The 13,369-nt window shown below is 70.9% G+C and carries 10 protein-coding genes; 7 read left to right on the top strand and 3 right to left on the bottom strand.

The annotated features are described in order from the left end of the window. Nucleotides 1-98: 98 nt before the first annotated feature. The gene (locus CPH93_RS14645) at nucleotides 99-710 is read left to right on the top strand and encodes a SigE family RNA polymerase sigma factor (RefSeq protein WP_371126808.1); all 612 of its coding nucleotides are present in this window, start codon (nucleotides 99-101) and stop codon (nucleotides 708-710) included. Between the two features lie 99 nt (nucleotides 711-809). Here the strand turns inward: CPH93_RS14645 and CPH93_RS36765 are convergent, their stop codons facing one another. Next, complete coding sequence (locus CPH93_RS36765; RefSeq protein ID WP_162501004.1) at nucleotides 810-1,058, bottom strand: hypothetical protein; 249 nt, start codon at nucleotides 1,056-1,058, stop codon at nucleotides 810-812. Here CPH93_RS36765 and CPH93_RS14650 point away from each other — a divergent pair. The 3 genes from CPH93_RS14650 to cseC are packed head-to-tail and all read left to right on the top strand — an operon-like array spanning nucleotide 1,051 to nucleotide 3,578. Next, nucleotides 1,051-1,545 carry a hypothetical protein gene (locus CPH93_RS14650; RefSeq protein WP_231977336.1) on the top strand — a complete coding sequence of 165 codons (495 nt, stop codon included), beginning with the start codon at nucleotides 1,051-1,053 and terminating at the stop codon, nucleotides 1,543-1,545. The two genes, CPH93_RS36765 and CPH93_RS14650, sit on opposite strands and share 8 nt — an antisense overlap. Before the next feature lie 9 nt (nucleotides 1,546-1,554). Next, entirely contained in the window at nucleotides 1,555-2,265 is a 711-nt protein-coding gene (gene cseB / locus CPH93_RS14655) for a two-component system response regulator CseB (protein ID WP_093484488.1), read from the top strand. A gap of 8 nt (nucleotides 2,266-2,273) precedes the next feature. Next, on the top strand, nucleotides 2,274-3,578 hold the full coding sequence (gene cseC, locus CPH93_RS14660; RefSeq protein WP_093484487.1) for a two-component system sensor histidine kinase CseC: 1,305 nt from the start codon (nucleotides 2,274-2,276) through the stop codon (nucleotides 3,576-3,578). Nucleotides 3,579-3,721: 143 nt separating this feature from the next. On the opposite strand, the gene CPH93_RS14665 is transcribed toward cseC, so the two are convergent. After that, nucleotides 3,722-5,362: an MDR family MFS transporter gene (locus CPH93_RS14665; RefSeq protein WP_256331965.1), complete on the bottom strand. Its 1,641-nt coding sequence runs from the start codon at nucleotides 5,360-5,362 to the stop codon at nucleotides 3,722-3,724. A gap of 141 nt (nucleotides 5,363-5,503) precedes the next feature. Between CPH93_RS14665 and CPH93_RS14670 the strand changes: the two genes are divergently transcribed. Continuing rightward, nucleotides 5,504-6,115, top strand: a complete 612-nt coding sequence (locus CPH93_RS14670) for a TetR/AcrR family transcriptional regulator (RefSeq protein ID WP_096213111.1) — start codon at nucleotides 5,504-5,506, stop codon at nucleotides 6,113-6,115. Here CPH93_RS14670 and CPH93_RS14675 read toward each other — a convergent pair. Continuing rightward, nucleotides 6,097-6,768, bottom strand: coding sequence for a M23 family metallopeptidase (locus CPH93_RS14675; protein ID WP_096213112.1), 672 nt, complete (start codon nucleotides 6,766-6,768; stop codon nucleotides 6,097-6,099). The genes CPH93_RS14670 and CPH93_RS14675 overlap by 19 nt on opposite strands. 628 nt (nucleotides 6,769-7,396) lie before the next feature. On the opposite strand from CPH93_RS14675, the gene CPH93_RS14680 reads away from it, so the two are divergent. Together CPH93_RS14680 and CPH93_RS14685 are read left to right on the top strand one after the other, a co-directional pair. Beyond that, nucleotides 7,397-10,642 carry an NACHT domain-containing protein gene (locus tag CPH93_RS14680; protein WP_096213113.1) on the top strand — a complete coding sequence of 1,082 codons (3,246 nt, stop codon included), beginning with the start codon at nucleotides 7,397-7,399 and terminating at the stop codon, nucleotides 10,640-10,642. Between the two features lie 57 nt (nucleotides 10,643-10,699). Beyond that, entirely contained in the window at nucleotides 10,700-13,303 is a 2,604-nt protein-coding gene (locus CPH93_RS14685) for an NACHT domain-containing protein (RefSeq protein WP_096213114.1), read from the top strand. Nucleotides 13,304-13,369: the final 66 nt, after the last annotated feature.

Genomic DNA, 13,369 nt, shown 5'->3' on the forward strand with positions numbered 1-13,369 from the left:
GGGCTGTTACACAACCGAGGGTTTTCCGTGCATCCGCTGTGGTGCCGACGCACACTGCGCCGCAACACCCCCTCCGTAGCGTCTCCCTCGTGCTGGAGATGACCGCCAGCACGGTCAACGTGGGGAATCGCAAGCGGATCGGAGGCGTCGAGATGGCGACCAGCGGCGGCAAGGTACTGGACTTCGAAGAGTACGTGCGGACGCGGCAGGAGGCACTGCTGCGGAGCGCCCGGCGCCTGGTGCCCGACCCGGTCGACGCCCAGGACCTCCTGCAGACGGCACTGGTCCGCACCTACGGCCGCTGGGACGGCATCGCGGACAAGTCGCTGGCCGACGCCTACCTCCGCCGCGTCATGATCAACACGCGGACCGAGTGGTGGCGGGCGCGCAAGCTGGAGGAGGTGCCCACCGAGCAGCTCCCGGACGCGAGCGTGGACGACGGCACCGAGCAGCGCGCCGACCGCGCCCTGCTGATGGACATCCTCGGGGTGCTGGCGCCCAAGCAGCGCAGCGTCGTCGTGCTGCGACACTGGGAGCAGATGAGCACGGAGGAGACCGCGGCGGCGCTCGGCATGTCCACCGGTACCGTGAAGAGCACCCTGCACCGTGCGCTTGCCCGGCTGCGCCAGGAGCTGCAGATGCGTGACATCGACGCCCGGATGCTGGAGCGCGGCGAGCGGGGGCAGGAGCAGGAGCGGTGCGCGGCCTGACCGGCGGCGCACGGCCCAGGTCTCACCGCACGGCGCCACACACACGCAAAATCACGTCTTTATCAGACAAAGCAGACACATCGACAGGCGCCTTACGGCTCACAGTGCGACGCGCGACAATCTCAACAGGAACAGCATCGGGAACGGCAGCTGTGCGAGCAGCACGGTGAGCGGGAGCGGATTGTCCAGGAACAGGTTGACCAGGATCGGGTTGACCAGAGGCGGCGCGGCCACGGCAGGAGTGGCCGCCGTCGGCCTTTTGCTGGCCGGATGCAATCCGGGGGGCGAGGGCGTGCGCAGCGAGGGGTCGGCCGGCCCCACTCCCGCCCCCAAGGGTGCGGTGAACACCACCCCCACCCCGACCTCGACCCCCCGTGGCAAGAAGGTCGACGCGGTCCAGCTGCTGAAGGGCGACCCGAAGGTCGGCACGTATGTGAAGAAGAGCCTCTACAAGCCGTGCGCCGCCGACGCGTACCCGATCGAGGTGACCTACGCCTCCCTGACCGGCAACTCGTCCCCCGATATCATCGTCAACGTCATGACCTGCGCGGACTCCGTCGGCATCGGCTCCTACGTCTACCGCCAGCGCAGTGGCGCGAAGGGCGGGTACGACGAGGTGTACGGGAATGAGGAGCCGTCGGTGTACGCCGGCATCAACAAGGGCGAGCTGGAGGTCTCCCGGCAGACCTACACCGCCCGCGACAAGGTGTGCTGCCCCTCCGGCGAGGACGTGATCAGTTACCGCTGGAAGAACGGCCGCTTCACCCAGCACACCAGCTCTCACACGGACTACAACAAGGCCACGCCGGACGCCGGCACGGCATCGGAGGGTTGAGACAACGGCATGGCCGAGACTCATGTGCTCTTCGTCGAGGACGACGACGTCATCCGCGAAGCCACCCAGCTCGCACTGGAGCGGGACGGCTTCGCGGTCACCGCGATGCCCGACGGGCTCGCGGGGCTGGAGGCGTTCCGCGCCAACCGGCCCGACATCGCGCTGCTCGATGTGATGGTGCCGGGGCTGGACGGCGTCAGCCTGTGCCGGCGGATCCGCGATGAGTCGACGGTCCCCGTGATCATGCTGTCGGCGCGCGCCGACTCCATCGATGTGGTGCTCGGCCTGGAGGCCGGCGCCGACGACTACGTCACCAAGCCGTTCGACGGCGCGGTGCTGGTCGCCCGGATCCGCGCCGTACTGCGCCGCTTCGGGCACGCCAGCGGTCCGGACGGCGCCGCCGCCGTCCGGGCGGAGGCGGAGGACCCCGCCGAGACGCTGCTGCGCTTCGGCGATCTGGAGGTGGACACCGAGGGCATGGAGGTGCGCAAGGGCGGCGAGAACGTCGCGCTGACGCCGACCGAGATGCGGCTGCTGCTGGAGTTCTCGCACGCGCCGGGTACGGTCCTCTCGCGCGACCGGCTGCTGGAGCGGGTCTGGGACTACGGCTGGGGTGGCGACACCCGGGTCGTGGACGTCCATGTCCAGCGGTTGCGCGGCAAGATCGGCCAGGACCGGATCGAAACGGTCCGCGGCTTCGGATACAAGCTGAGAGGCTGACACCTCCGGTGGTCAGGCTGGCCCTGCGAACGGGGCTGAGATGGAAGCTCAGCGCCGCGATCGCGCTCGTCGGAGCACTGGTCGCGGTCGCGCTGAGCCTTGTCGTGCACAACGCCGCCCGGCACTCCATGCTCGACAGCAGCCGCGATGATCAGATCGAGCTGCTCGACCTGACCCAGCGGATCTTCGAGTCGACCAGCCGGCTGCAGTTCGGCGCCAAGATCAACGATCCGGAGCTGCCGGAGCAGCTGCGGGACGAGGTCGCCAAGAACAAGCGCGCCACCTACCTCCACGACACCGGGGAGGCCGCCCCCGACGTGTGGGCCGCCGCCCCGCTCAGCAACGGCCGGGTGCTCTCCGTCCACAAGCGGTCCCCCGACCGCTTCACCGTCCTGGACGACCTGGACCAGGCGCTGGTCATCGGCTCGACCGCAGTGGTGGTCGGCGGCTGTGCGCTGGGCGTACTGGTCGGTGGACGGCTCTCCCAGCGGCTGCGCAAGGCCGCCGCGGCCGCCGGCAAGCTCGCCGACGGCGACACCTCGGTCCGCATCCGCGACGAGGTCGGCAGCGGGCGGGTGCGCGACGAGACCGACGATCTGGCCTGGGCCGTGGACGCCATGTCGGACGCCCTCCAGGAGCGCATCGAGGCCGAGCGGCGGGTCACCGCCGATATCGCACACGAACTGCGCACCCCGGTCACCGGACTGCTCACCGCCGCCGAACTGCTGCCGCCCGGCCGCCCCTCCGAGCTGGTCCGCGACCGGGCGCAGGCGCTGCGCACGCTCGTCGAGGACGTCCTGGAAGTGGCCCGGCTGGACGGCCATGCCGAGCGCGCCGAGCTCCAGGACGTCGTGCTCGGCGAGTTCGTCACCCGCCGGGTGCACGCCCTCGACCCCGCCATCGACGTCGAGATCGCACGGGACGCCGAGGTCACCACCGACCCGCGCCGCCTGGAGCGGATCCTGGGCAATCTCATCGCCAACGCCGCCCGGCACGGCCGGCCGCCGATCGAGGTCACCGTCGAGGGCCGGGTCCTGCGGGTCCGCGACCACGGTGCGGGCTTCCCCGAGGCGCTGCTGCGGGAGGGCCCGAGCCGCTTCCGCACCGGCAGCAGCGACCGGGCCGGCCGCGGCCACGGCCTGGGCCTGACCATCGCGGCCGGCCAGGCCCGCGTCCTGGGCGCCCGCCTCACCTTCCGTAACGCCGATGAACTCACCGACGGCTCGACCGGCGCCGTCTCCGTCCTCTGGCTCCCGGAGAACGCGCCCACCAATACGGGCAGCTTCCCCGTCATCCAGCTTCCCGACCGCTGACGGGGGCGGCGCCGGTCTTCCCGGTGCCCGTGCCTCAGCGGTCGGCCGCCGCACTCGCGCCGCCCGGTTCCGCCCGGAAACAGCGCAGCGGCCCCCGGCACGGAGATGCCGGGGGCCGCTGCGGGCCGAGAACTGCGGCCGGGTCAGACGGACTCTGCCACCGCCACCCGTTCCACCGGAGCGTCCCCACCCTCCGGGCTCTCGGCAGCCTGGGTCGGGGCGCCGCGCAGCGGCACCTCCTTGAGGAACCACGCCGCGGCGAAGCCGATGATGCTGACCGCCGCGCCCCACAGGAAGACGTGGTGGGTGCCGGCGGCCACCGCGTGGTCGTAGGCGTCCTTGATCATCGGCGGGAGCTTGGCCAGGCCCTTGGGGTCCATCTGGGCCCCGGCGCCGGTGACCTTCGCACCGGCCGTGCCGATCCGCTCGACCATCGTGGTCTGCACCTGGTGAGTGAAGATCGCACCGAAGATCGCGACGCCGAAGGAGCCGCCGATCGTACGGAAGAGGGTCGCCGAGGACGAGCCGACGCCCATGTCCTTCATCTCCACGCTGTTCTGCGCGATCAGCATCGTGGTCTGCATCAGGAAGCCCATACCGGCGCCGAGCACCGCCATGTAGACACCGGAGGTGAAGCGGGTGGTGCCGGTGTCCATCAGGGACAGCAGCGCCAGGCCCGCGGTGATCAGCCCACCGCCGACCACGACGAAGATCTTGTACTTGCCGGTCTTGGTGGTCACCCGCCCGGCGAACAGCGACACCGCCATCATCGCGAGCAGCATCGGCAGCAGCAGCAGACCGGAGTTGGTGGCCGACGCGCCCTGCACGGTCTGCTGGAACAGCGGCAGGAACGTCATCGACCCGAACATCACGAAGCCGACCAGGAAGCCGATCACGGTGACCAGCGAGAAGTTGCCGTTACGGAAGATGTGCAGCGGCAGCACCGGCTCGCTGACCTTGCGCTCCACCAGCACGAAGAGGGCGAGCGCCACGAGGCCGAGCACCCCGAGGCCGATGATCTGGCCGGACAGCCAGTCGTACTCGGTGCCGCCCCAGGTGGTGATCAGCACCAGCGAGGTGATGCCCAGGGTGAGCAGCGCGGCGCCGACGTAGTCGATCCGGGTCTGCGACCGCTTCTTCGGCAGATGCAGCACCGCGGTCACCATGACCAGCGCGATCGCACCGAGCGGCAGGTTGATGTAGAAGCTCCAGCGCCAGCCGAGGTGGTCGGTGATGCTGCCGCCGACCAGCGGTCCGCCGATCATCGCGACGGCCATGACCCCGGCCATCATGCCCTGGTACTTGCCGCGCTCCCGCGGCGGAATCAGATCGCCGATGATCGCCATGACGCCGACCATCAGCCCGCCCGCGCCCAGACCCTGCACCGCGCGGAAGCCGATCAGCTGCCCCATGTCCTGCGCCATGCCGGACAGCGCGGAGCCGATCAGGAAGAGCACGATGGACGACAGGAAGACGCCCTTGCGTCCGTACATGTCGCCGAGCTTGCCCCAGATCGGCGTCGAGGCCGCGGTCGCTAGCGTGTAGGCGGTGACCACCCAGGACAGGTGGTCCATCCCGCCCAGTTCACCGACGATCGTCGGCATCGCGGTGCCGACGATCATGTTGTCCAGCATCGCGAGCAGCATCGCGATCATCAGCGCGAAGAGCACCACCCGTACGCCGGCCGGCTGCTTCTCCCCCGTACCCGGCCCGGCGTCCGCTCTGGCCGCCGAGGCCGATATTCGTCCGTCCCCCGTCGGGGTCGCAGACTGCGACTTCCCCATTACCCACTCCTACTTACTTGCCGCCCGGCTAGTTCTGTACGGTGCTGAAGGTAGGGGGCCAACTTGCCGGGCGTCAAGTAAGTTTCTCCCGGGCCCGCTGGGGCAGCCCTCTGACCAGTACCGACGACGCAGGAGAGCACCGTGAGCACACAAGGGCGCAAGGGGAACACCCGCCAGCGCATTCAGGACGTCGCTCTGGAGCTGTTCTCCGAACAGGGCTACGAGAAGACCTCGTTGCGCGAGATCGCCGAGAAGCTGGAGGTCACGAAGGCGGCGCTGTACTACCACTTCAAGACCAAGGAAGACATCGTCATCAGCCTGTTCCAGGACCTGTCCAGGCCCATCGACGAGCTGATCGTCTGGGCCGAGGAGCAGCCCCGCACCCTGGAGACCAAGCAGGAGGTCATCCGCCGCTACAGCGAGGCGCTGCGGTCGGCCGGGCCGTTCTTCCGCTTCCTGCAGGAGAACCAGGCCGCGGTGCGCGATCTGAGCATCGGCGAGGGCTTCAAGGAGCGGATGCTGACGCTCTTCGGCCTCCTGAACGAGCCCGAATCGGAGCTGACGGATCAGGTGCGCTGCATCACGGCGCTGTTCTCCATGCACGCGGGCATGTTCGCGATGCAGAACGTGAAGGGCGACCCCGAGGAGAAGCGCAAGGCCATCCTCGAGGTCGCCACAGAACTGGTCACGGCGGCCAACCCGCCGAGCCGCCGGCCAGCCCGGCCGGACTCAGCTCAGACGGCATCGCCGTGAGCCCGCAGGAATCCGGTCGGCTCGATGCCCGACCCGTAGTTGGGGCCGGTGCGGACCTCGAAGTGCAGGTGGGGGCCGGTGGAGTTGCCCGTGCTGCCGGACTTGGCGATCTGCTGGCCGGTGCCGACCTGCTGACCGACCTGGACCTCGATCCGTGACAGGTGGGCGTACTGGGTGTACGTGCCGTTCGCGTGCTGGATCACGATGGCGTTGCCGTACGCCGGGCCGTCGCCGCCACCCCAGGGGCCGGCCTTGACGACGGTGCCCTTGTGGACGGCCTTGACCGCGGTGCCGGTCGGCACGACGAAGTCCTGACCGCTGTGCTTGTGCGCCCAGTGACTGCCGGGGATGCCGAAGGGCTCGCCCAGCGTGTACTTGTCGACCGGCTTGACCCAGGCGTTGGCCTTCTTGGCCGCGTCCTTCTTGGCCTTGGCCGCGGCGGCCTTGGCATGGGCGACGGACTTGGCCTGCGCGTCGGCCTGCGCGGTGACGGCCGAACCGACACCCGAGGTGAGGTGCTGCAGGCCCGCGTCGGCGGCGGTGGCGATACCGGCGCCCAGTGCGGCGGTCACGCCGACACCGGCGGCCACAACGGCGACGCGATTGCGCAGCGCGGACTTCTTCGAATTGCGGAGAGCGGTGAACTTGGACATGCGGGTTTTCCCTCCAGAGAATTGATTTGGTTTCCCGGCTGCGGACCGGGAGCGCCACACCTTGGTAACCCGCCGGCGCCGCCCCGCCAAGGGGCCTTTCTACTAACCCGGCCCGTATCAAAGGCCGGGGAAATCCGGGCCTTGACGCCACGCCCGAGCCCTGCATGAAACCCCCAAAATGGGACAACTCGGGTGTTGCCAGTGGCCACAAAAGTGCCCCTGAACTGGCTTTTTACCCCTTCATCGCACGGACGGCAGCTCACCCGGCGCTTATCTCGCCCCCACCCCGCGTCCGCGTCCGCCGCAACCCCCGATCCGCCGCCCCCGGCTTCCCCTAATTCCTTTAGTAGGGCCGAAATCGCCTGTGCGCCATGTCACGAGCAGGCAAGATCAAAAGCCTTTTCCCTGTGACCTGGGCTACTCGGAATGCTGTGACGCGGGTTACTCACGGCCCGCCGGAAATCAATTCGGAAGGCATTACGACGGCGAATTCCGTGACCGGCGCCACACCTTTTCGCGCCTACCGCCGCCGCGCCCACGAACCTGGCGAACCCCGCCCCGGAGCCCCGGCATCCGCTCTAGCCTGGCCGCACGACAGCACCGGCCACGGGGGAGGGCGGACCGCACGATGGACCCGTCAGCAGTGGGCGTCCGACTCGCCTCCGGCGTGGTCGCACCGCTCGTCAGGAAGCTCTTCGTCAAGCCGGGGCCGGGCGCCGGCCTGGTGGCGAAGCCGGTACGGATCTCCGGGCTGGTCAGCTTCAAGGGCGAGCGGCGGACCCTGTCCGACCAGGACCTGCACAAGATCGCGGCGGAGCTGGTGGCCCGCGCCTTACGGACCGCCGGGCCCGGCGAGCGCCCGGTGGCCGGGGACGAGGAGCGGGCGGTGGCCGACGCCCTGGCCACCACGCTGCGCGGCCTGGGCGACCTCGACATGGACGACGTACAGGCCGTCCGCTTGGGCGCCACCGCCCTCGCCGAACGCCTGGAGGCGGCGAACCCCCACGCCGCCCGCGGCCTCTCCCGGGACGGCGAACTGCTGCACGCCACCCTGCTCGGCATCGCCTGCCTGCACATCGTGCACTTCTTCACCCAGCGGTCGACCTTCGTGGCCCGCACCCTGGTCCAGCAGAGCCGGAGCCTGGACAGCCTGATCACGCTCATCGACGAGTTCCTCGCACGGCATCCGTCCCCGCGGGCCGCGGACGCCGCGTTCGAGCGCGGCTATCTCGCGTACATCGCCCGTAAGCACGGCCGGCTGACCATCTACGGCATCGATCTCGCCCACTCCCCGGACCGGTGGCCGCTGGATGCGGCATATATGAGTCTGGAGGCGACGGCCGCCCCGGCCCGCGAGGTCGCCGCCGGCGCCCCTTGGGACGCGGAGGGCGGCCCCCGGACCGGCCCGGCCGTCCCCCTTCCCGTCCCCGCCGACCAGGCCCTGGCCGGGCGCGACCGGGTCCTGCTGCGCGGCGTCGCCGGCTCCGGCAAGAGCACCCTCGTCCAGTGGCTGGCCGTCTCCTGCACCAAGGCCCCCGGTGAGACGGCCCTCCCCCACCTCTACGGGCGCATCCCCTTCGTCCTCCCGCTGCGCACCCTCACCCGCGAGGGCGCTGCCCTGCCCGCCCCCGGCCGCTTCCTCGCGGCCGTCGGCTGCCCCGTCTCAGGCTCGCAGCCCGACGGCTGGGCCGACCGCGTGCTGGCCTCCGGGCGGGCGCTGCTACTGGTCGACGGCCTGGACGAGATCCCCGAGCGCGAGCGCGAGCTGACCCGCCGCTGGCTGCGCGATCTGCTCGACGCCTTCCCGGACAACCTGTGGATGCTCACCTCCCGCCCCTCCGCCGTACGCGACGACTGGCTCGCCGCCGACGGCTTCGGCGAGCTGACGCTCTCTCCCATGAGCCGCGCCGAGGTCGCCGCGTTCATCGGCCGCTGGCACGCCGCGGCGCGCTGCGACGCCGACGACCCCGAACGCCTCGACGCCTACGAGCAGTCCCTCCTGGCCGCCGTCCACACCAAGCAGGACCTCGCCCGCCTCGCCACCAACCCCCTCATGTGCGGCCTGATCTGCGCACTGCACCGGGACCGCCGCGGCTATCTGCCGACCGGCCGCAAGGAGCTGTACGACGCGGCCCTGGGCATGCTGCTCTCCCGCCGCGACCGCGAACGCGACATGCGCGCCCCCACGGGCATCGAGCTGAGCGACGAGCCGCAGGTCCAGCTTCTCCAGCGGCTGGCCTACTGGCTGATCCGCAACGGCCGTACGGAACTCGACCGGGACCGGGCGGAGCGGATCATCGGCGAGGCGCTGCCTGCCGTACCCGCCGCCGCTGAGCAGGGCGACGCAGCGGCGGTCTTCCGCCATCTGCTGCTGCGCAGCGGTCTGCTCCGCGAACCGACGCCCGGCTCCGTCGACTTCGTCCACCGGACCTTCCAGGACTACCTCGGCGCCAAGGCCGCCGTGGAGGACGGGGATCTCGGGCTGCTGGTGGCGCAGGCGGGGGACGCCCAGTGGGAGGACGTGATCCGGATGGCGGTGGCGCATGCGCGGCCGCGGGAACGGGCGGAGATTCTCCGGGAGTTGGTGGCCAAGGGCGACCGTCTCGCGGACGATGCCGGCCGACTGCGTATCCACCTGCTCGCGGCGGCCTGCCTAGAGCATGCGGCCGAGCTGAATCCGCGGGTGCGGGAGGAGGTGCATCAGCGAGCCCAGGCGATCCTGCCGCCGCGCAGTCGCGAGGAGTCGCAGCTGCTGGCCGCGGTAGGGCCGCTGGTGCTGGAACTGCTGCCGGGGCCGGAGGGGCTGGAGGACGATGAGGCACAGGAGGTGGTGGCCACTGCCGCACTCCTTGCTTCGGACGCGGCGCTGGAGGTCATGAAGCGGTTCCGGGGGCATCGGACCAATCGCGTGCAATTCCAACTCGCCTGGTCCTGGCCGCACTTCGACACGGACCGGTATGCCCAGGAAATCATGCAGTACCTCGGCACCGGCTTGCCCGTCACCGCCGTCTCACTCCCCGAGCTGCGTGCCCTCAAGGCACTCGGCGGTCGCTCCCACGTCGCGGTGAATGGCCCCTTCACCGCTCGTGAACTCCGCGACGAATTGGTGACCGGGCCGGTCGAAAGCCTGCACCTCTCGGAGAACCCGAAGATCAGCGAACTCGACTTCCTCCACGGCTTTCCGGCCCTGGAGGACCTGTCGTTCTGGGACTGCCCCGGGGTCGAAAGCGTCGCGCCGCTCGCGGACCTTCACCTCGACTCGCTGAGCATCTCCGGGCCGCCCGGCAAAGCACTGTCGACCCCGCACGGACTCGCTCGCCTGCGCCACATAAGGGAATTGACGCTGGGCACCCAACTCCCACCGGGTGGCTTGGCAGCACTCCCCGCAAACGTCCCGTTACGACACCTGACCCTCGGTGCGCCCCTTGGCGCCGCATTCACGGGCCTGGCGCGCTGGCCCGAAATGCGGAGCATTTACCTTTCGCGCCTCACCGAAGGCTTCGTCGAGGAGCAGTGGGGCGAACTGACCTCACTGAGCTCACTGGAGACGTTTTCCTTCGGCCCGGCGGACGACGGAGTCACCCTACGCATCCCTGCCGGCCTCCGGCTCCCCCAGGTGAAAACCCTCGGCATCCTCAACAGTGCACGCCAGCCCGCACCCCGCCTGAGCGCCCTGCTGACCTCGGCCCTTCCGGCGTTCCCCGGCGTCCGGAAACTCCAGCTCTACGGGGCGAACGACGCCCCCGTCGACCTCTCGCCCCTGGCACAGCTGCCCGAGCTCCAGGAGGTGTACCTCTCCTACCTCCGCCCCGCACCCAGCAGCCCCCTCCCTCCCCACCTCAAAGTCACCCTCCACCCCCGCCCGCGCACCTAGGCTGACCCGAGCAGGTGCCTCAACTCCCTTTCTCAGCACCGCAGTTACGGGGAACCCATGGATCCCACGCCCATCCTCGCCCGCCTCAGCCCGCAGGCCCTCGATCCGCTGATCCGTCGGCTCTTCCTCCCCGACGGGCCGTTCGCCGAGCCTGCCGACCGGCCCGTACCCCTCTCCCGGCTGCTCTCCTTCACCGGCGAGAAGCCGGCCCTGACCGAGCGCGGGCTCGCCGGCGTCGCCGCGACGCTCGTCGAACAGGCCTCGGGAGGCACGGCCGGCCCCCCGGACCAGGCCCTCACCACCGCCCTGACCAGCACCCTGCGGGCCCTGGCCGACACCGGGATGGACGACGCCGACGCGGTCCGCCTGCTGCCGGCCGCATTCGCCCGCCGGCTGTGCGAGGCCGCGCCCGGGGCCACCCGCGGCCTGCCCTCCGACGCGGCTCAGCTGCACGGTCTGCTGCTGGACGCCGCGGCGCTGCACATCCTCCACTTCCTCACCCGGCGCTCGCCGTACGTGGCACACACGCTCGTCGAGCAGACCCGTACCCTCGCCGGTCTGATCGACGGCCAGGGCAGCGCCGCCCCGCGCACCCCGCCGCCCGCCCCGGAGGACGCCACCTCCGGGGACGCCGCCTTCGAGGCGCGCTACGCCCAGGCCACCGCCACCCTCCACAACCACCTCACGATCTTCGGCATCGATCTCGCCCACTCCCCCGACAGCTGGCCGCTGGACGCCGCCTACCTGGGGCTCCAGTGCGAGCCCGGCCCCCAGGACGGCGAGGCCGCCGCGCCGGGCGCCGCCGGGCAGGACGAACCGCCGGTCCCCGCCGAACAGGCGCTGTCCGGCCGCGGCAAGGTCCTGGTCCGTGGGGTGGCGGGGTCGGGCAAGACGACGCTGCTGCAGTGGCTGACCGTCGCCACCGCCCGCGGAGAGCTGCCCGAGGCGCTGGCGGAGCTGCGCGGCCGGGTGCCGTTCCTGCTGCCCGTACGCCGCTTCGCCCGTGCGGGGCTGCCCGCCCCCGGAACGTTCCTCAGCGCCGTCGGCTACCAGGAGGCCGCGAACGCGCCGGCCGGCTGGACGGAGCGGGTGCTCGGCGCGGGCCGGGCGCTGCTGCTGATCGACGGGATCGACGAGGCTCCCGAGAGCGACCGCGAAGCGGTGCGCCGCAAGCTCGTCGAATGGACCGCGCGCTACCCCGGCAACGTCTGGATCGTCACCTCCCGGCCGTCCGCCGTGCCCGGCAACTGGCTCGCCGACGAGGGGTTCAGCGAGCTGGCGCTGGCCCCGATGAACCGCGAGGACGTCGCCGCGTTCATCCAGCGCTGGCACCGTGCCGCGGCCCAGCAGAGCCCGGCCGACCTCGACCGGCTCGGCCATTACGAGCGGACGCTGCTCAATGCCGTACGGATCACCCGCGATCTGGGGCGGCTGGCGACCAATCCGCTGATGTGCGGGCTGCTGTGCGCCCTGCACCGCGACCGCCGCGGCTATCTGCCCAACGGCCGCAAGGAGCTCTACGACGCGGCGCTGTCGATGCTGCTGGAGCGCCGGGACCGGGAGCGGGCGATGGTGGCCACCGACGGTGTCGAGCTGACCCGGCAGCCCAAGATCCAGCTGCTGCAGAAGCTGGCCCACTGGATGCTGGTCAACGGCCGCTCCGAGATGGACCGGGCGACCGCGGTCGAGACGCTCGCCCGGCATCTGCCCGCGATCCCGGACGCGGCCCGCCAGGGCGGCCCCGAGGAGGTCTTCCGGCACCTGCTCAACCGCACCGGGCTGCTGCGCGAGCCCACCCCCGGCACCGTCGACTTCGTCCACCGCACCTTCCAGGACTATCTCGCCGCCCGCGCGACCGTTCAGCGGCACGATTTCGGGCTGCTCCTCGACCATGCCCACCACGACGACTGGGAGGACGTCATCCGGATGGCCGTGGCGCTGGCCCGCCCCGACGAGTGCGCGGCCCTCCTGGACGGGCTGCTCGCCCCGCATCCGGGCGTACGCGCCGCCGAGGCCCGGCACCGCAAGCTGCTGGCGGCGGCCTGTCTGGAGCATGCCGCCGAGCTGGATCCGGCGGTCCGGGCGCGGGTGCGGCGCTTCACCCGCGACATGGTGCGGCCCAGCACCCCAGCCGCGGCCCGCGCCCTGGGCTGGATCGGGCCGATCGTGCTGGAGATGCTCCCCGACCCCACCCACGTGCCCGACAGCGAGGCCTACCTCCTGGCGATCACCGCCACCTCGATCGCCGATGACATGGCGATCGACTATCTGACGGGCCTGCGCGAGCGGGCGCATCACGATATCCGCGCGCAGCTCGCCGGGGCATGGCGGCGCCATGACACCGCCCGCTACGCCCGCGAGATCATCGCCCACCTCGATCCGGCCGAGCTGTACTTTCCGGTGTCCGACCTGGCGGAACTGCATGCCCTGCGCCGGCTGGGCGGCCGCCCGCATCTGCAGATCGCCGGGCCTTTCACCCCCGACCAGCTGATCGAGGGCATCGCCCCGGCCGAGGGCCTGACCCGGCTGTGGCTCGCCTACGACCTGGGCGTTTCCATGGAATGGCTGTCCGCCTTTCCGGAACTGGACACCCTGCGGATCGGCCGTCGTATTCCGCCGGTGCGCGGCGTTCCCGACGGTATTCGCCTCGTGCAGATGTAGCGGGCGGGCACCGGCCGCAGCGCCGCTGGCCAAAAACAGCCTTTTGCAGAGCGCGCTGCCTTTCCG

Origin of the sequence: Streptomyces sp. 2323.1 (assembly GCF_900221035.1) — a bacterium.
Lineage (GTDB): Bacteria > Actinomycetota > Actinomycetes > Streptomycetales > Streptomycetaceae > Streptomyces > Streptomyces sioyaensis.

Bases quoted from the DNA above. Each gene is read 5' to 3' on its own strand.
- CPH93_RS14680 (WP_096213113.1), top strand. From the start codon at position 7,397: ATGGACCCGTCAGCAGTGGGCGTCCGACTCGCCTCCGGCGTGGTCGCA.
- CPH93_RS14645 (WP_371126808.1), top strand. From the start codon at position 99: ATGACCGCCAGCACGGTCAACGTGGGGAATCGCAAGCGGATCGGAGGC.
- CPH93_RS14685 (WP_096213114.1), top strand. From the start codon at position 10,700: ATGGATCCCACGCCCATCCTCGCCCGCCTCAGCCCGCAGGCCCTCGAT.
- CPH93_RS14675 (WP_096213112.1), bottom strand. From the start codon at position 6,768: ATGTCCAAGTTCACCGCTCTCCGCAATTCGAAGAAGTCCGCGCTGCGC.
- cseB (WP_093484488.1), top strand. From the start codon at position 1,555: ATGGCCGAGACTCATGTGCTCTTCGTCGAGGACGACGACGTCATCCGC.
- CPH93_RS14665 (WP_256331965.1), bottom strand. From the start codon at position 5,362: ATGGGGAAGTCGCAGTCTGCGACCCCGACGGGGGACGGACGAATATCG.